The sequence below is a fragment of the Congregibacter litoralis KT71 genome, assembly GCF_000153125.2.
Lineage (GTDB): Bacteria > Pseudomonadota > Gammaproteobacteria > Pseudomonadales > Halieaceae > Congregibacter > Congregibacter litoralis.
The window spans coordinates 2,247,242-2,263,999 of record NZ_CM002299.1 but is presented as its reverse complement, the minus strand read 5'-3'; the positions used below and the strand labels follow the sequence as shown (position 1 = coordinate 2,263,999).

General features: G+C 59.1%; 17 protein-coding genes and 1 tRNA gene. 17 read left to right on the top strand and 1 reads right to left on the bottom strand.

Annotated elements, in window-relative coordinates:
• From KT71_RS10430 to KT71_RS10395, 8 genes are all read left to right on the top strand, one after another.
• On the top strand, positions 1-663 hold the full coding sequence (locus tag KT71_RS10430; RefSeq protein ID WP_008295440.1) for an NADH:ubiquinone reductase (Na(+)-transporting) subunit D: 663 nt from the start codon (positions 1-3) through the stop codon (positions 661-663).
• Positions 663-1,271 carry an NADH:ubiquinone reductase (Na(+)-transporting) subunit E gene (gene nqrE, locus KT71_RS10425; protein WP_008295441.1) on the top strand — a complete coding sequence of 203 codons (609 nt, stop codon included), beginning with the start codon at positions 663-665 and terminating at the stop codon, positions 1,269-1,271. Before KT71_RS10430 ends, nqrE begins: the two co-directional genes overlap by 1 nt.
• 13 nt (positions 1,272-1,284) lie before the next feature.
• Positions 1,285-2,508, top strand: a complete 1,224-nt coding sequence (gene nqrF / locus KT71_RS10420) for an NADH:ubiquinone reductase (Na(+)-transporting) subunit F (protein ID WP_023659590.1) — start codon at positions 1,285-1,287, stop codon at positions 2,506-2,508.
• Between the two features lies 1 nt (position 2,509).
• Positions 2,510-3,622, top strand: coding sequence for an FAD:protein FMN transferase (locus KT71_RS10415; RefSeq protein WP_202962348.1), 1,113 nt, complete (start codon positions 2,510-2,512; stop codon positions 3,620-3,622).
• A gap of 87 nt (positions 3,623-3,709) precedes the next feature.
• Positions 3,710-3,940 (top strand): (Na+)-NQR maturation NqrM, encoded by a 231-nt coding sequence (nqrM, locus tag KT71_RS10410; protein WP_023659589.1) that lies wholly within the window; start codon positions 3,710-3,712, stop codon positions 3,938-3,940.
• Positions 3,941-3,959: 19 nt separating this feature from the next.
• Positions 3,960-5,219, top strand: a complete 1,260-nt coding sequence (locus KT71_RS10405) for a lipoprotein-releasing ABC transporter permease subunit (RefSeq protein ID WP_008295445.1) — start codon at positions 3,960-3,962, stop codon at positions 5,217-5,219.
• The gene (locus tag KT71_RS10400) at positions 5,212-5,895 is read left to right on the top strand and encodes an ABC transporter ATP-binding protein (RefSeq protein WP_008295446.1); all 684 of its coding nucleotides are present in this window, start codon (positions 5,212-5,214) and stop codon (positions 5,893-5,895) included. Before KT71_RS10405 ends, KT71_RS10400 begins: the two co-directional genes overlap by 8 nt.
• The gene (locus tag KT71_RS10395) at positions 5,892-7,109 is read left to right on the top strand and encodes an FtsX-like permease family protein (RefSeq protein ID WP_008295447.1); all 1,218 of its coding nucleotides are present in this window, start codon (positions 5,892-5,894) and stop codon (positions 7,107-7,109) included. Before KT71_RS10400 ends, KT71_RS10395 begins: the two co-directional genes overlap by 4 nt.
• On the opposite strand, the gene KT71_RS10390 is transcribed toward KT71_RS10395, so the two are convergent.
• Positions 7,097-7,621, bottom strand: coding sequence for a DUF2062 domain-containing protein (locus tag KT71_RS10390; protein ID WP_040362299.1), 525 nt, complete (start codon positions 7,619-7,621; stop codon positions 7,097-7,099). The genes KT71_RS10395 and KT71_RS10390 overlap by 13 nt on opposite strands.
• Before the next feature lie 118 nt (positions 7,622-7,739).
• Here KT71_RS10390 and KT71_RS10385 point away from each other — a divergent pair, with 118 nt between their 5' ends.
• From KT71_RS10385 to KT71_RS10345, 9 genes are all read left to right on the top strand, one after another.
• On the top strand, positions 7,740-10,178 hold the full coding sequence (locus KT71_RS10385) for a DNA internalization-related competence protein ComEC/Rec2 (RefSeq protein WP_023659588.1): 2,439 nt from the start codon (positions 7,740-7,742) through the stop codon (positions 10,176-10,178).
• 47 nt (positions 10,179-10,225) lie between these two features.
• Positions 10,226-10,849 (top strand): MotA/TolQ/ExbB proton channel family protein, encoded by a 624-nt coding sequence (locus KT71_RS10380; protein WP_008295450.1) that lies wholly within the window; start codon positions 10,226-10,228, stop codon positions 10,847-10,849.
• Complete coding sequence (locus KT71_RS10375; RefSeq protein WP_008295451.1) at positions 10,846-11,268, top strand: ExbD/TolR family protein; 423 nt, start codon at positions 10,846-10,848, stop codon at positions 11,266-11,268. The genes KT71_RS10380 and KT71_RS10375 overlap by 4 nt, the downstream gene beginning before the upstream one ends.
• Positions 11,269-11,273: 5 nt before the next feature.
• The gene (gene lpxK / locus KT71_RS10370; RefSeq protein WP_008295452.1) at positions 11,274-12,344 is read left to right on the top strand and encodes a tetraacyldisaccharide 4'-kinase; all 1,071 of its coding nucleotides are present in this window, start codon (positions 11,274-11,276) and stop codon (positions 12,342-12,344) included.
• Positions 12,341-13,117 carry a 3-deoxy-manno-octulosonate cytidylyltransferase gene (gene kdsB, locus KT71_RS10365; RefSeq protein WP_008295453.1) on the top strand — a complete coding sequence of 259 codons (777 nt, stop codon included), beginning with the start codon at positions 12,341-12,343 and terminating at the stop codon, positions 13,115-13,117. The genes lpxK and kdsB overlap by 4 nt, the downstream gene beginning before the upstream one ends.
• A gap of 2 nt (positions 13,118-13,119) precedes the next feature.
• Positions 13,120-14,136 carry a UDP-N-acetylmuramate dehydrogenase gene (gene murB, locus KT71_RS10360; RefSeq protein WP_152025213.1) on the top strand — a complete coding sequence of 339 codons (1,017 nt, stop codon included), beginning with the start codon at positions 13,120-13,122 and terminating at the stop codon, positions 14,134-14,136.
• The gene (gene uvrC / locus KT71_RS10355; RefSeq protein WP_008295455.1) at positions 14,129-16,012 is read left to right on the top strand and encodes an excinuclease ABC subunit UvrC; all 1,884 of its coding nucleotides are present in this window, start codon (positions 14,129-14,131) and stop codon (positions 16,010-16,012) included. The genes murB and uvrC overlap by 8 nt, the downstream gene beginning before the upstream one ends.
• A 23-nt stretch (positions 16,013-16,035) precedes the next feature.
• Positions 16,036-16,599, top strand: coding sequence for a CDP-diacylglycerol--glycerol-3-phosphate 3-phosphatidyltransferase (gene pgsA / locus KT71_RS10350; protein ID WP_040363117.1), 564 nt, complete (start codon positions 16,036-16,038; stop codon positions 16,597-16,599).
• An 80-nt stretch (positions 16,600-16,679) separates the two neighbouring features.
• Positions 16,680-16,755, top strand: a tRNA-Gly gene (locus tag KT71_RS10345).
• The last annotated feature ends 3 nt before the right edge of the window (positions 16,756-16,758 follow it).

Genomic DNA, 16,758 nt, shown 5'->3' with positions numbered 1-16,758 from the left:
ATGGATTCCGTAAAAGACACCCTTGTCGGTCCCATTGTTAAAAACAATCCCATTGCGCTGCAGATTCTCGGTATCTGTTCGGCGCTGGCGGTTACGTCCTCCCTCAAGGTCACCCTGGTGATGTGTGTTGCCCTGACCCTGGTGACGGCGTTTTCGAACCTGTTTATTTCATCTATCAGACATCATATTCCCGGCAGCATCCGCATTATCGTGCAGATGACGATCATTGCTTCGCTGGTGATCCTCGTGGACGAAGTGCTCAAAGCCGTTGCCTACGACATCAGTAAGCAGCTCTCGGTGTTTGTCGGCCTGATCATCACCAACTGCATTGTGATGGGGCGCGCCGAGGCCTACGCCATGAAGAACCCGCCGGTGGCCAGTTTTATGGACGGTGTCGGTAATGGTCTGGGGTATTCCGTGGTGCTGATCTTTGTCGCCGTTATCCGCGAACTCTTTGGCGCGGGCAAACTGTTCGGTTTTGAAATCCTGCCGCTGGTGACGGAGGGCGGTTGGTATAACCCCAATGGTTTGCTGCTTTTGCCTCCGAGTGCATTCTTCCTTATCGGTCTGTTCATCTGGATTCTCAGGTCAGCCGACAGCAAGCAGGTCGAGGAGCCGGACTTCCGTATGGCGAAGCACACCGTAGCCGAGGAGAGCGTCTGATGGAGTATTACCTTGGCCTGTTTGTGCGGGCGATATTCATTGAAAACATGGCCCTGTCCGTGTTCCTCGGTATGTGCACCTTTCTGGCGGTGTCCAAGAAGGTCAGCGCAGCCATCGGACTGGGTGTTGCCGTGGTGGTGGTGCTGACCATCACCGTGCCGGTGAACAACCTGATTTATAACTATCTGTTGGCAGACGGAGCCCTGGCCTGGGCGGGATTGCCGGAGGTGGATCTCAGCTTCCTGGGATTGTTGTCCTACATCGGCGTTATCGCGGCGCTCGTGCAGATTCTCGAGATGTTCCTCGATAAGTACGTGCCGGCGCTGTACAACGCCCTGGGCGTGTTTCTGCCCCTGATTACCGTGAATTGCGCGATCCTCGGTGCCTCCCTGCTCATGGTGGAACGGGACTACAGCTTTGGCGAAAGCGTGGTTTTTGGCGCGGGCGCCGGGGTCGGTTGGGCCCTCGCTATTGTCGCCCTCGCGGGTATTCGGGAGAAGTTGAAGTACAGCGATGTTCCCGATGGCTTGCAGGGGCTCGGCATTACCTTTATCACTGTAGGACTGATGTCCCTGGGCTTTATGGCCTTGGGCGGCATCGACCTTTGAGGCTTAGTTATACATGGATATGACAATCGTATACGGCGTTGGCATGTTTACCGCGATGATCCTCGCGTTGGTCGCTATCATCCTTTACGCCCGGACTCTGCTGGTAAGTAGTGGAGACGTCACCATTGAGATAAATGGTGAGCGCAATATCACGGTACCTGCCGGCGGAAAGCTGCTCCAGACGTTGTCGGACGCCAACGTGTTTCTGGCGTCGGCCTGCGGCGGCGGTGGTACCTGCGCGCAGTGCAAATGCATTGTCAACGAGGGCGGCGGCTCCATGCTGCCCACGGAAGAGTCCCATTTCACCCGTCGTGACGCGGCGGACGGATGGCGTCTATCGTGCCAGACCGCGGTAAAGCAGGACATGAAGATCGAAGTGCCCGAAGAGGTCTTCGGCGTCAAGCAGTGGGAGTGCACGGTTGAGAGTAATCCCAACGTTGCGACCTTCATCAAAGAGTTGACGCTGCGTCTGCCGGAGGGTGAGAGCGTGGATTTCCGCGCGGGTGGTTACGTACAGCTTGAATGTCCGCCGCACCTCGTGAACTACAGCGATTTCGATGTGGACGAGGAGTATCGAGGCGACTGGGAGCGCTTCGGGTTCTTCAAGATGTCCTCGCAGGTTGACGAGACTGTTATCCGCGCTTATTCCATGGCGAACTACCCAGAAGAGAAGGGTGTGGTGAAATTCAATATCCGTATCGCCACACCGCCCCCGGGTAGCGAGGGTATTCCGCCGGGGCAGATGTCGTCCTGGGTCTTTGGTCTCAAGCCGGGCGATAAGGTGACTGTATATGGTCCCTTCGGTGAGTTTTTTGCAAAAGACACCGACGCGGAAATGGTGTTTATCGGTGGCGGTGCCGGTATGGCCCCCATGCGGTCACACATCTTTGACCAGCTCAAGCGCCTGGGCAGCAAGCGCAAAATTTCCTTCTGGTATGGTGCCCGATCCCTCCGTGAAATGTTTTATGTTGAGGACTACGACAAGCTGGCGGAAGAGAACGACAATTTCGATTGGCACGTCGCGCTGTCTGATCCCCAGCCCGAAGATAACTGGGACGGACTCACGGGCTTTATTCACAACGTCCTTTACGAGGAGTACCTCAAGGACCACCCCGCACCGGAAGACTGTGAGTACTATATGTGCGGTCCTCCCATGATGAACGCAGCGGTCATCAAGATGCTGACCGATCTTGGCGTAGAGCCCGAGAACATCATGTTGGACGACTTCGGCGGCTAATATGCCCGCAGGGTCTCGCCCGGCCCTGCTCCCTGCCCACGCTATGCATCCAGGCTTTCGTTTTTTTGCCGCCGCTATCGCGACGGTCGCGACGGTCGCGACGGCGTTTCTGCTGTCCGCCTGCGACAGCGGGCCGCAGAGGGTGGTGCTCAATGGCGCCACCATGGGAACCACCTGGTCGGTCATTTATGCCTCGCCGGAGAAGGCCGGTGCCACGGTGAGCCCCGTCGAGCTTCGGGCCCTCATTGAGGGTGAGTTAGAGGCCATTAATCAGGCATTGTCTACCTACATACCGGACTCGGAAATATCCCGTCTCAATGCGGCACAGGGGCCCGCCAGCGTCACGCTGTCGCCGCGCTTCGCCCGCGTTCTGGATGCCGCCTTGTCTTTGAGCAATGTTACCGAGGGTGCATACGACGTCACTGTCGGTCCCCTGGTAGAGCTGTGGGGCTTCGGCACACGTAGCCGCGAAGGCACGCCACCGTCTGATGCCGAGATTGACGAGGCTATGGCCCGCGTAGGATCCCGGAAGCTGTCCTGGGATGCCGGGCGCGCCACTCTGGGGCGCCCTGCGGGCATGCGCATCGATTTGTCCTCTATTGCCAAGGGGTACGCGGTGGACGAATTGTCAGCACTCCTCGCTGAGCAGGGTATTGCCAACAGTCTGGTGGAGATCGGTGGTGAACTCCGCGCATCCGGCGTCCGGCCCGAGGGCAGTCTCTGGCGCCTCGCCGTAGAATCTCCCGATCCTTCCAAGGCACGCTTTATCGAGGCTATTGCGGTGAGCGATGCTGCCGTGGCGACCTCCGGTGACTATCGCAATTATTTTGAGTACGAAGGACGACGCTACTCGCATCTCGTAGATCCCCGGACTGGCTATCCCGTAGCCCATGATCTGGTGTCGGTTACGGTGGTCCATAAGAACTGCATGATTGCCGACGCTCTGGCGACCGCGTTGATTGTGCTGGGGCAGGAAGCCGCTCTTGCGCTTGCAGAGCGTGAGGGCATCGCTGCGCACTTTGTCTCCCGGGGCGACGACGGGCTTGAGGTACACTACACCCCGGCGTTTGAGAGCTATCGCCAGAGTTCGCAGGCTGACGCTGCTAAGATGTAAGACCTGAGTTCCAGGTCGCTTTGTCTTCGCCCTTTGCCAGGCGGCAGCTTAGAGACTGCGCACCACCGAGATCACACTGGAGTTGATATGGTTTTTCTACTCGCGTTCCTCATCATGGCCTTGATCATGGCCGGCATGGCGATTGGTGCTATGACCGGACGCGGCGCTTTGAAAGGGTCCTGCGGCGGCCTTTCTGCCGTGGGCATCGAAGGTCGCTGTGAGATCTGTGGTGATGACCCCAGTCTGTGCAAGGAAGAGTCTGGCAGTGGCGATACGCGCGACGAGTCGGATGCCCGCTTCTACGACGCCAGCAAGTAATATCAGAAGCCGTTGACCGATGGCCTCTTACACAAGTTTTCTGGGGCTGCGTTACGGCTTCAGTCGTCAGCGTTCCCGTTTCACCGCCCTGGTATCTATGGCGTCCATGCTCGGTATGATGCTCGGTGTCGCCAGCCTGATTACGGTGCTTTCCGTCATGAATGGTTTTGCGGGGGAACTGCGGGGACGCATCCTCGCGCTGATTCCCCACGCTTACGTAGAATTGCTCCCTGCGCAGGATTCAAAGAAAGGCGAGGAGTCCGCCAGGGCCACAGAGGCGCTGTCCTCGGACTTGCTGGCTGATCCCCGGATTCTCGCTATCGCGCCGTTTGTGCGCGAAACCGTGCTTTTCTCAGGCCCTTACCGACAGCAGGGGGCCGTACTCACGGGCATCGACATTTCGAGGCAATCGGCACTGACGGAGCTGGAAGACTTTCTTAGAGTGGGACGTCTTGAAGATCTGCGCGAGGATTTTACGGTCATCCTTGGTAGTTCTATGGCGCGCATGCTCGGTGTCGTGCCGGGAGATGAGTTACGCATCGTGTTACCTCAGGTGAGTGTGACCCCCCTGGGACTCTTCCCCCGATCCCGCTTGCTCACGGTTGTCGGGCTTTTTGAGGTTGGTGCCCAGCAGGACAGTATGCTGGCTTATGTGTCGCTCCCTACGGCGAACCGTCTTCTGAAGACCGGTGGCACCCGGGGATTGCAGCTGCGCACTTCGGATCTCATGACCGCGCCGACCCTGGGTGCAGCCTTGGACCCCGTTTTACAGGGGCGGGGAGTTTACCGCCCCTGGAGCGAGACCCAGGGGTCTCTGTTTCGCGCAATCCGCATGGAAAAGCTCACGGTAAGCATTCTGCTCCTGGGTGTGGTGCTCGTGGCGGCGTTTAACGTGGTGTCGACGCTGGTAATGGCCGTGACGGAAAAGCGCCGGGACATCGCCGTCCTGCGCACCATGGGTGCGACGCCGGGCGATATCTCGCTGATTTTTTTAACCCAGGGCCTGGCGCTGGCATTGCTGGGTGTAATGGCCGGTGCCGCGGCGGGCAGCTTGTTATCTGTTTATGTTGCAGACCTTGTGGATTTCTTTGAGCGCCTGTTCGGGGCGAGAATTTTTGACCCCTCAGTGTATTTTATTTCGCGCCTGCCCTCCGAGTTACTGTGGACAGACGTGCTAGCCGTCAGCGCGGCGGCAGCGATGCTCAGTGTCCTGGCGGCAATTTATCCTGCCTGGCGCGCAAGCCGTATCGCCCCTGCAGAGGTTTTACGCTATGAGTGATTCCCTGGCTCTGTCCTGTCGGAACGTACATAAAAGCTATGAGGATGGGCGTTCTCAAGTGTCGGTGCTGCGTGGCGTGGAGCTGTCCCTGGCTGACGGGGAAAAGGTGGCCATCATCGGTGCCTCGGGCTCCGGGAAGTCCACACTTCTAAACCTTCTCGGTGGCCTGGATCATGTCAGCAAAGGGGAAGTCGCCCTCGCAGGGCGTGTGCTGGCATCGCTGTCGGAAAAGCAGCTGGCCGAATGGCGTAACCGGCATCTGGGCTTTGTGTATCAGTTCCATCACCTGCTTCCGGAATTTTCGGCGCTGGAAAATGTTGCCATGCCACAGCTCATAGCCGGGATAGCCCGTCGGGAGGCGGAGACCGCCGCTGCCGAAATGTTGGACGAGGTCGGTCTGATTAATCGCAGCAGTCATCGCCCGGGCCAGCTCTCCGGCGGAGAGCGTCAGCGTGTAGCCATTGCCCGGAGTCTCATCAACAAGCCCCGTTGTGTCCTCATGGACGAACCCACGGGGAACCTTGATCCCGAGGCGGCAGAGCAGGTTCTCGGGCTTATCGACAAGCTCCAGGCGAAACACAGTGCCTTTGTGATCGTGACCCATGATCTTGCCGTGGCGAAGCGTATGGAGCGCGTGCTGCGCCTCACGGACGGACGCCTGGAAGCGGCTCCATGAGCTTTTGGGAGACGCTGCGCATTGCTCTGCGTTACACCCTGGCTTTTGGTCGCGGGCATCTCTCGGTATTTATGGCCGGCGTTTCCATGACCGGGCTGGTGCTGGGCACCGCGTTACTCCTCACGGTGCTGTCCGTAATGAATGGCTTTGAGCGGGAGATGCGCGAGCGAATCCTGGCGCTCGTGCCCCATGTGACGGTGCATACTTCTCCTGATGGCGGTGCAGCGTCTGAACTTGCGGGGCGCCTGGAAGCGTTGACCTCCGTGGAAACCGTGTCTCCCTTCGTGAGTTTTGACGGCATGGCCATTCGCGGCCGTGATGTGATGGCGATATCTGCTCTGGGTCTCCAGCGTCTCCCGGCGGAAACGGCTGACGTTCTGGGGGTTGAGAGCCTGGGGGAGCTATCAGGCGTGGTGTTAGGTGATTCCGTGGCCGGGCGTCTGGGTGTGGAAACGGGAGACAGTATTACGATTATTGTTCCGCCGCGAAGCCGGGAGCGACGCAATGCTATCGCGACGGAGCGGCTACCGGTGGCTGCCGTCGTCGATACCGGAACCGAGCTGGATGAGAGCCTGGCGCTCATGTCCCTTGGCCAGGCGTCGACGCTGGCGGGTTTGCAAGGCGGTATCAGTGGTTTGCAGCTCCGCTACTCAGACCCCTTTGCCGTTGATCGGCTGTTACCGCAACTGCGCCGGGAGCTGCCCCCGGGCAGCTACGCCACGACCTGGCGCATGACCCACGGGAATCTCTACGCGGCGATACAGCTATCGCGAGACCTGGTCGTGCTACTGCTGACGTCCATTATCGGCGTCGCGGCGTTTAACGTGGTGTCTGCGTTGGTCCTGATTGTTATTGATCAGCGGGGAGCTATTGCAATTATGCGGACACTGGGCGCGACGCCGGGAAACATGGCCGCCATATTCATCACCCAGGGTTTGATCATTGGTCTCATGGGGTCACTGTTGGGCTGCGCCCTTGGCGTGGCCCTGTGCGCGGCACTTCCCACGATTGTGGCAGGCCTTGAGCAGGGCCTGCAGTTCCAGTTCTTAAGTACCGATGTGTATCCGGTGTCTTTTATACCCGTCGATCTGCGCGCCACAGACGTGCTGCTTATCGCGGCTGTGGCGATCGTTATGTGCGTGCTGGCGGCCCTGTATCCAGCCCTTCGTGCGGCGCGTCTGCAGCCGGCCACGGTCCTCCATCAGGATCTTTGAGCGCGACGTTTTTTCCGTTTCTTCCACTGCCGGGCAACGCGTAAGCGCCACAGCACGTTCACAATAAAGTAGCCGAGACTGCCAAAAAACAGCCCGCAGAGAAGACAGCCGACCACGAGGGGTCGCCAGACGCGCCGCAGTTCTTCATTGATCCACTGAAAACTCAGGACAAACTCCACTTCCTTAATGGGAACGTCAATAATCAGGGCGCCTACCTGATAGGCCAGATAAAAAATAGCGGGTACGGTGAGGGGGTTGGTAATCCAGACGAGCCCCACGGAGATAGGCAGGTTGCAGCGCAGGAGAACGGCGCCCAGGGCTGCTAACAGCATCTGTCCGGGGATGGGGATGAAGGCCAGGAAAAGGCCCACGAAAAATGCCATGGACGCCGAATAGCGGTTGAGGTGCCACAGGTTGCTGGCGTAAACCCACTCGCCAAGAATATCCAGAGTGCCGTTTTCCCTCAGCCTCGCAGGCGAGGGCATCAGGGATTTGAGAGTTTTCCGTGGCACGGTCAGTTGGCCACAAATGCTGTTCGTCGAGAGGATGTGTCGTGCTTCACTAGAACATCGGCCAAGTAGCGGAAGACTCGTCAATCGTGGGCGTTATTATGCCGCCGGAAACGCAGTGATGGTAGCACCCTACCCACTGATGCTCCTATCGCTGGCGGTAGGGTTGGGAGCCCTGCAACTTCCGGTGTTGCCGAGGGTTTTCCAAGTTATCTGCGCTGCGTCGGGTATGGCGCTCATTGTGTTCCTGGCACTCAGGTCAGTGGACAGTCTGAACAGGCCAGCGCCGCCCCACTGGGTTTCCCGCGCTCTCGTGCTTACGGGAGTCATACTGCTGATACTGATCCCGGCACTCATCACTGCTTTTCAGTGGCAGACACGGCAGCTTTCGCCCCTCTGTCAGCGTGAACATGTGACTATCGACGGCCGGATAGATGGTCTGGTGCAACGTCTTCCCGGTCCCCGGAACATTCATCGTCTGCATATTCGCGTTGGGCAGTTGGAACCCCGGCGCTGTGCAGGTCCCCGTCGAATCCGTGTATACCTTGATACCCATCGTTTGGGTCTCAGGGAGGAAGCACAGGCAGACGAGGGGGCAGGGGATGGATCTCCTTTGCCGATCAAGGACCTCAAACCGGGCTCACGTATCCGCTTTGAAGCGGTCCTTCGCCAACCCCGGGGCATGGTCAATCCGGCGGCATTGGACGGCGAGAAGGGCTTTCTGGTGGCCGGCATCCACGCCGTGGGTTCCCTGCGAAGCGTAAGCGCAGTCGACCCCTCCCTGGATGGCATTTTCGCGATCAAAGCACGAATCGACAGGCTCAGAGCCGCTGTGTCCTCATCCCTGCGAAATCGAGTGTCCGGGAGGGTCGGCGCATTACTCGCAGCGCTCGCGGTGGGGGACCGACGATTTATGACCGCTGAAACCTGGTCACGTCTGCGGATGTATGGTCTGACGCATCTTATGGTTGTCTCGGGCCTTCACATCAGCATGATCGCAGTGCCCGGATGGTACTTCGGTGCCGCCCTCGGACGTATCGGCACCGCTCTCATGGGGCGGGGGAGCGCGACGCCATTCCTGGCGCCATCCTGCGCCATGCTTTTCGCGGGCAGCTATGCCTTTCTGTCAGGGATGGCATTGCCAGCGCAGCGGGCCTTGCTGATGCTGAGCCTGCTGATGCTCCCCCGTTCCCTGGGGCGTAACGTCAAAGCCACAGAGATGCTGCCCATTGCGGCGATGGCCCTGTTTCTTCTAAATCCCGTGAGTCTGCTCGCGGCAAGCTTCTGGCTGACCCTGGGCGCGGTGGGTCTGCTGTTATGGTTTACGAGCTGGCGAGGCAGGAGCAGCTGGCTCCGGGATCTCTGGGATGCTCAGGGCTACATGCTTCTGGCGATGCTCCCGCTGGGACTGTTCTGGTTTCAGGAAGCCGGCAGTATCGGCGCCGTAGTGAACCTGGTGGCCGTGCCCCTCACGACCTTTCTGGTGGTGCCGTTACTCCTGTGCGCCGTGGTGCTCGCGCCCCTCTGGTATGCCCTGGCCGACCACCTTCTTGAGTGGGCCGCTATCGTGCTCGCGACACTGTGGTCAGCTCTTGAGTATTGGGAGCCGATGCTCGGTCCGTGGGGTGTCCTGCGTGTCAGTCCGGGGAATGTACAGTTGTTTCTGGCGCTGTTCGGGGTCGTGATACTCGCGCTGCCACGGTTTCCGGGACGCATATTCAGCGTGGGTCTGCTCCTTGTGCCTTTGAGCATTCCGGATTCACGGGGCGATGACTTCGTAGAGCTGCTGTTTTTTGATGTGGGTCAGGGAACGGCCGTATTGCTGCGCCAGCGCGACAAAGCCCTGTTGTACGACACGGGTGGCGGTCCCGTGGGAGGACCCTCCGTCGCGTCAAGGACCATCGTGCCGGCGCTGCAAAGCATGGGTATCCGAGAACTGGATACCCTGATCATCAGTCACGATGACCGCGATCATGATGCCGGTGAAGGGGACGTCGCTCGGATGGCGTCGCCGCAGCAGCTGCGCAGAGCCGTTGTATCGGGGAGCACGGGTGAGGCCTGCCGGCTCGGAGGAAGCCAGCGCTTTTCGCCGGGTGTGACGCTGCGGTTTCTCTCCCAGCATCTCCCCGGTGACAGCGATAACAATGGTTCCTGCGTGATTCTCATCTCGATCCACGGTCGCAAGTTTCTGCTCCCGGGTGATATTGATAGCGCGCGGGAGCGGGAGATTCTTCGCTATTGGGGACAGGATTTGACGGCCGATGTGCTGCTGGCGGGGCATCATGGTTCCGGGAGCTCAAGCAGCCGGCTCTGGCTGCGTTCCCTGGCGCCGGAGGTGCTCATAGTAACCGCCGGTCACGGCAACCGCTTCGGTCATCCCGCACAGCGCGTTCTTGATAGCGCTGCCGCATCAGACATCGTGCTGCTCAATACGGCGCTTCGCGGGGCAATCTCCTTCAGAGTTTTTCCCGACGGACGCATGAAATGCCGTACGCTCAGACATCGAAAGGCGGCTTTTTGGCGTCGCGGCGATTTTCAGCGGGATTGCCGTCCTCCCTGAGGAGCGATCCGCAGGTATAATCAACGCGTCGCAAGAGGAGCCTCACAGTGCTTGAACTCATAACCGCCGGCGGCCTGCTGATGATTATCATCATCGCCTGCTCGGTCGTCGCTATCGCTATCTGCATTGAAAGAACCTATGTGCTCAACCGCCGCCGTATCGCGCCGCCGCACCTCCTCGCCAATGTGTGGAAGCAGCTCAAAGCCGGCGAGTTAGACGCGGCGAAACTGCGTAATCTCAGGGACTCATCGCCCCTCGGGCGAATTCTCGCGGCGGGGCTGGCCAATGCCCATCACGGGCGTGATGTCATGAAGGAGAGCATTGAGGAGGCTGCGGGGCACGTGGTCCACGATCTCGAGCGGTATCTCAACACCCTGGGAACCATCGCCGCCATCGCTCCATTATTAGGGTTGTTGGGTACCGTGGTAGGGATGATTCGCGTATTCGCTGAAATCATGTCCCAGGGCACGGGCAATGCGAGCGCGCTGGCGGGAGGTATCTCGGAGGCCCTGATTACCACGGCCGCGGGGCTCTGTGTGGCTATTCCGGCGCTGGTCATGCACCGGTATTTCAGTGGCCGAATCGATGGCATCGTAGTGGAGTTGGAGCAGCAGACCATCAAACTTGTTGATGCCCTCCACGCCCGGGAAGAGGGGCGGGAGCAGGCGTGAAGTTTCGTCGTCAAAGCCGCGAAGAGCTTAACGTCAATCTGACGCCACTCATCGATGTCGTATTTTTGCTGCTGATCTTCTTTATGGTGTCTACGACCTTCACCCGGGAAACACAGCTATCCGTGGATCTGCCCGAGGCCACGGGTCTCGTGCGCGACGAAGTCGAGCAACAGGTTGAGATTCTCATCGACGAAGGCGGCAACTATCGTGTCAACGGCAAGGCCCTTGTGGATACCAGCATGCGCACCCTCCAGGCTGCGGTGTACAAGGTCTCTGAAGGCGATACGACGCTGCCCCTGGTGATTTCCGCCGATGCCCAGGCGGCGCACGAGTCGGTAGTCAAAGCCATGGACGCAGCAGGGCAGATGGGTTTCAGCCGCCTGAGTATTGCATCAGTCCAACCGACACAGGCCCCCTGACCAGGGTGTTTGAACGATTTGCCCTCGCCGTGGAGCGCGCCTGGTATCAAGCGCCCCGGCTCCTGCTCCTGCTATTGCCTTTGGAGTGGCTGTTCGCTGCCCTCACAGCCCTTCGCCGCACGGCGTTTCGCAAGGGCTGGCTTTCCAGCGTTCATCCGGGAAAACCGATGATTGTTGTCGGCAACATTTCCGCCGGCGGCACGGGTAAAACCCCCGTGGTCATCGGCATCACCCAGGCACTCATGGAAAAAGGACTTCGCGTCGGCGTTATCAGCCGGGGCTATGGGGGTTCGGGTAGTGGCGTTATCCCCGTTACCGCGGACGCTGACCACCGCATCGTGGGGGATGAGGCACTACTCATTGCCAGGAGTACCGGCGCCTCCGTCACCGTGGGTCGAGACCGCGTTGCCGTTGCCCGGCATGCCGCCGGCGAGAACATCGACGTCATTATTTCCGACGATGGGCTCCAGCATTATGCCTTGCAGCGTGATGTGGAAGTGGTTACCAGTGACGCCGAGAGCGGGTTTGGAAATGGGCATTTGCTACCCGTAGGTCCCCTTCGTGAGCCTCGACGGCGTTTGGCCACGGTGGATTTTTTCCTCCTTCGCGGGGGGCAGGACCCACACTCAGGAACTGCTTACCGTCCGAGACAGTTCCGCCGTTTGTCGGATGGCGCAGTTCGTGATGTCCAAAATCCCGGCTTTGGCCCCGGGGTGCATGCCGTGGCTGCCATCGCCCGGCCGCGGCGTTTTTTTGAAAGCCTCCGGTCTCTGGGACTCGAACCAAGAGAACATCCCTTTGTCGATCATCGCGCTTTTGAAGAAAAAGACTTTGCGGCCCTTGGAGATTTACCCGTCGTAATGACGGCTAAGGACGCCGTCAAATGCCCCGATCTTCCAAATACTGATGCCTGGGTCCTGGACATGGAAGCGCAGTTCCCCGACGGTTTTCTCGACCAACTTATGGAGCGAGCTGGGCTGGAGGTGAGGCGAGAGGAGGACAGGGGAACCGCCGATGATAGTAATCAAACGTCGGCTGAGGCTTTTGCTTCGCCGACAATCGGAGTAAATCAATGAGTTTTATTGTGGTCATCCCCGCCCGCTATGCGTCTACGCGATTGCCGGGAAAACCCCTATCGGATATCGCCGGTAAAAGCATGCTCCAGCATGTTTGGGAGCGTGCCGGTACTTCGGCGGCCAGCGAGGTCGTGATCGCGACGGACGACGAGCGTATTGAAGCGGCCTGCGCTGATTTTGGAGCCCGCTGTCTTATGACCCGCGCCGATCACGCCAGTGGCACGGATCGCCTCGCTGAGGTGGTGGAGCAGTTGGGCCTCACGGAAAAGCATATTGTGGTCAATGTGCAGGGTGATGAACCGCTTATTCCCTCGGCAGTCATAGACCAGGTTGCGGGGAATCTCCAGAGAAATCCCTCCGCCAGTATGGCAACGCTCTGCGAGGTCATTACGGACGCCACGGTGCTTCGAGATACCAATGCCGTGAAGGTCGTGTTCGACGAGAATGGACGTGCCTTGTATTTCAGCCGCGCCACGATCCCCTGGCCACGGGATCACGAGGGGTCTGACGGAGAAATGCCCGAAGGACAGTGGCACCGCCACATCGGTATCTATGCGTACCGGGCAGGATTTCTGAAGCGCTACAGTCAATGGCAGCCTGCACCCTTGGAGCTGACGGAGTCCCTGGAACAGTTGCGTGCTCTCTACAAAGGTGAATCCATCCACGTAGAGCCTGCCTGTGCAGCGGTACCCGGGGGTATCGATACGCCAGCAGACCTGGATAGAGTTCGAGGGCTCTTCGCTCAGCCCCGGAAGCCCGGAAGCCCGGATTAGGGGTGAGCGCTGTGCAGCCCCAGAATTCGGCAACAAGCATCTCCAACTCCCTGGGACTTTCCTGTGCCGCTCAGCGCGTTTTTCGGGTATTGACGCCCGAGGATGTTCTCACTGCCGTGGCCTGGTCCAGGAAGTCAGGATTGCCTTTGTATCCCCTGGGTGCGGGTAGCAATGTTGTTCTGCCACCCCGGCTGGCGTCCGGGGTCATCATCGCTGCAGACAGCTCCGTCCGCATCCTGGAGGACGGCGAGAACGGCGTGACTCTCCGGGTTGGCGCCGGCAAAGGCTGGCACGAACTCGTGGCTGATACGGTCGGGGAGGGGCTTTATGGTCTTGAAAATCTCGCTCTGATACCGGGTCTCGTGGGGGCGGCACCGGTACAGAACATTGGTGCCTATGGTCGTGAAGTCGACGAGTTTGTCGTCGCGGTCCATGGCGTAGACCTGGTGAGCGGCGAGATTGGGACCCTCCTTGCCGATGAGTGCGGCTTTGCCTATCGTGACAGTGTGTTTAAACAGACGCTGCGAGACCGGTTTTTTATTATGGCGGTGGATTTTCGGCTCAGCAGGAGCCCGGGGGTGAATGTGACCTACCCGGCGCTGAAAACGCGCATGGCCGATGGAGCGATGACACCGGAGTCCGTGTTTGCCGCGGTCGTTGCTCTGCGGCGAGAACGGCTTCCTGACCCCGGCGATGCGCCCAACGCCGGTAGTTTTTTTAAAAACCCCGTGCTCTCCCGGGAGCAGTTGAGTGAACTGCAGGCTCTGGAGCCGGAGGTGCCCGTTTATCCCCTGGATGATGAGCGTTTTAAGGTGTCTGCCGCCTGGCTCATCGAGCGCGGGGGCCTTCGCGGTTATCGCCAGGGCCCCGTGGAGATCTCTGCGCAGCATGCCCTGGTGTTGGTAGCCCGAGGGGGGGCGTGTCAGTCTGACGTGCTGCATCTGGCCGCCCATGTACAAGAAGTCGTGAAATCCCGTTTTGCTGTCCAGTTGGAGCCTGAGCCTCGGATTTATGAATGAGTCGACACCCGAATCCAAATCGGCACTGTTGCCGGAAGCAGATAAGATCAAAGATAGCTTTGATTCCGAAGCCTTCCTCAAGACGCTGACAAGCCGCTGTGGTGTGTATCAGATGTACGACGGAGCAGGGGAGCTCCTTTACGTCGGCAAAGCCCGCAATCTGAAGAATCGTGTCAGCAGTTATTTCAGAAACAGTGGCCTCAATGCCAAAACGGTTGCTCTGGTCATGCGCATCCGTGATATTCAGGTCACGGTAACCTCAACCGAGGCGGATGCACTGCTCCTCGAGCACAACCTGATCAAGACTCACAAACCGCCTTACAACATTCTTTTGCGGGATGACAAATCCTACCCGTATATTTTTCTATCCAGTGAAGACCGCTTCCCCCGACTGGCCGTGCACCGCGGACGGAAACGCAAGAAAGGACGTTACTTCGGTCCTTATCCCAGTGCCGGTGCGGTGCGGCAATCCATGCACTTCCTGCAAAAAGTGTTCAAGGTTCGCCAGTGCGAGGACAGCTATTTCCGCAATCGATCGCGCCCCTGTCTGCAACATCAGATCGACCGCTGCACGGCACCCTGCGTAGATCTTGTGTCCCCGGAAGAGTATGGGGAGCAGGTTGAGAAGACCGAGTTGTTTCTCCTGGGCAAGTCCCGGGAGCTGCAGGTGCGTCTTGCCGATGACATGGAGCAGGCGGCAGCGGAATTGGCCTATGAGAAAGCGGCGGTGCTGCGTGATCAGATACAGCACCTCCAACAGGTACAGAACACCCAGGGTATTGAAGGCGGTCATGGCGATCTCGATGTCGTGGCCGCAGCCATGGAGGGAGGACAGTGCTGTCTCCAGGTGCTGTTTGTTCGCGACGCGCGGGTACTGGGCAGTAAGTCGTTTTATCCAAAGCTACGCCTGGAGAGTGCTGAGAAAGAGGTTCTCGAGGCGTTTTTACCCCAGTTTTATCTTAATGGTGAGCAACGACTGCCCCCGGAATTGATTGTCAGCCATGTTCCCGATAATGCCGCTACCCTGGCAGAGGTTTTTACCGACAAAGCGGGGCGTAAGGTGGTGCTCCGGGAACGCGTGCGGGAGGCGAGGGCACGGTGGCTGCAATTGGCGGCCCAGACCGCAGAAACCAATCTCATTGCCCACCTGGCGGGCAAGCAGACCACCCAGGAACGTCTGCAGGTGCTCCAGGAAGCCCTGGAGATGGAGGTCCACCCCCAGCGCATCGAGTGTTTTGATATCAGTCACAGCAGCGGCGAAGCCACCGTGGCCTCCTGCGTGGTGTTTGACGGCGGCGGTGCCCGCAAGTCTGATTATCGGCGCTTCAACATCGAGGGTATCGAAGGCGGCGATGACTACGCTGCCATGCATCAGGCGCTCACGCGACGCTTTCGCCGCCTGCGAGATGAGGGTGCCAGTCTTCCGGACATTCTGCTGATCGACGGTGGTAAAGGCCAGGTTACCCAGGCGCTGACCGTGCTCAAGGACCTGCAAGTCAACGGCGTAGAGGTTGTGGGCGTTGCCAAAGGCACCACGCGCAAAGCGGGCTTTGAAACCCTCATTTTGGGCGACAGTGGACGGGAATTGCAGTTGCCCGGGGATAACCCCGCGCTCCATCTCATCCAGCAGATACGCGATGAGGCGCATCGCTTCGCGATTACAGGCCACCGCAATCGACGGGACAAGCAGCGGAAACAATCATCGCTGGAGTCTATCGCCGGTGTTGGAGCGAAGCGACGCAGGGAGCTCTTGCGACATTTTGGCAGCGCTGCGGGGGTAGAGAACGCCAGTGTCGAGGAGCTGCGTAAGATCTCAGGCATCAGTGCTAACATGGCGCAGACAATTTATGACCATTTACACGGCGTTGCCGACTGATCCCTGAGAGCGAGCTTTTGTCTCTGAATATTCCCAATACTCTGACACTACTGCGAATTATCCTCATCCCCGTGATGGTCGCCGTGTTTTATATGCCCTTTGAAGGGCATTTGCTGTCGGCCGCGGCCATTTTTGCCGTCGCGGCAGTTACCGACTGGTTTGATGGCTATCTCGCTCGTCGCCTGGGGCAAATGACGCCTTTCGGTGCGTTTCTCGATCCCGTGGCAGACAAGCTGATGGTCGCTGTCGCCCTGGTGTTGCTCGTGGAGCGTCACAACGACTTACTTTTTACGCTTGCCGCATGCGTCATCATCGGCCGGGAGATTGTGGTGTCTGCCCTTCGCGAGTGGATGGCGGAGCTGGGTAAGCGAACGTCGGTGGCAGTGTCGATGATAGGGAAGGTCAAGACTGGCTTTCAGATGGTGTCCATCGTGGTTCTCCTCGCTGTGGATGCCGAGCGCGATGGCAGCGAAATTCTCGCCCTTGGCGTCCTGCTTCTCTACGTCGCGGCGGCCCTGACCATCTGGTCCATGTGGCAGTATCTTCGTGCTGCGCAGCAGGTGCTCTCCGATGAGCTTCCGGGCTGATAGCATCGCCTGAGTTTTCAGCTTGACTCGCTTACATCACACCCTACAATACGCCTCCCGCATGATTTGCGGGTATCCCTGCGGGAATAGCTCAGTTGGTAGAGCGCAACCTTGCCAAGGTTGAGGTCGCCGGTTCGAACCCGGTTTCCCGCTCCAAGT

What these genes read in the sequence shown, in the direction of transcription:
- kdsB (WP_008295453.1), top strand. Translation starts at nt 12,341, where the DNA reads ATGAGTTTTATTGTGGTCATCCCCGCCCGCTATGCGTCTACGCGATTG.
- KT71_RS10405 (WP_008295445.1), top strand. Translation starts at nt 3,960, where the DNA reads ATGGCCTCTTACACAAGTTTTCTGGGGCTGCGTTACGGCTTCAGTCGT.
- KT71_RS10430 (WP_008295440.1), top strand. Translation starts at nt 1, where the DNA reads ATGGATTCCGTAAAAGACACCCTTGTCGGTCCCATTGTTAAAAACAAT.
- KT71_RS10385 (WP_023659588.1), top strand. Translation starts at nt 7,740, where the DNA reads ATGGTAGCACCCTACCCACTGATGCTCCTATCGCTGGCGGTAGGGTTG.
- nqrF (WP_023659590.1), top strand. Translation starts at nt 1,285, where the DNA reads ATGGATATGACAATCGTATACGGCGTTGGCATGTTTACCGCGATGATC.
- nqrE (WP_008295441.1), top strand. Translation starts at nt 663, where the DNA reads ATGGAGTATTACCTTGGCCTGTTTGTGCGGGCGATATTCATTGAAAAC.
- nqrM (WP_023659589.1), top strand. Translation starts at nt 3,710, where the DNA reads ATGGTTTTTCTACTCGCGTTCCTCATCATGGCCTTGATCATGGCCGGC.
- KT71_RS10415 (WP_202962348.1), top strand. Translation starts at nt 2,510, where the DNA reads ATGCCCGCAGGGTCTCGCCCGGCCCTGCTCCCTGCCCACGCTATGCAT.
- KT71_RS10395 (WP_008295447.1), top strand. Translation starts at nt 5,892, where the DNA reads ATGAGCTTTTGGGAGACGCTGCGCATTGCTCTGCGTTACACCCTGGCT.
- uvrC (WP_008295455.1), top strand. Translation starts at nt 14,129, where the DNA reads ATGAATGAGTCGACACCCGAATCCAAATCGGCACTGTTGCCGGAAGCA.
- KT71_RS10400 (WP_008295446.1), top strand. Translation starts at nt 5,212, where the DNA reads ATGAGTGATTCCCTGGCTCTGTCCTGTCGGAACGTACATAAAAGCTAT.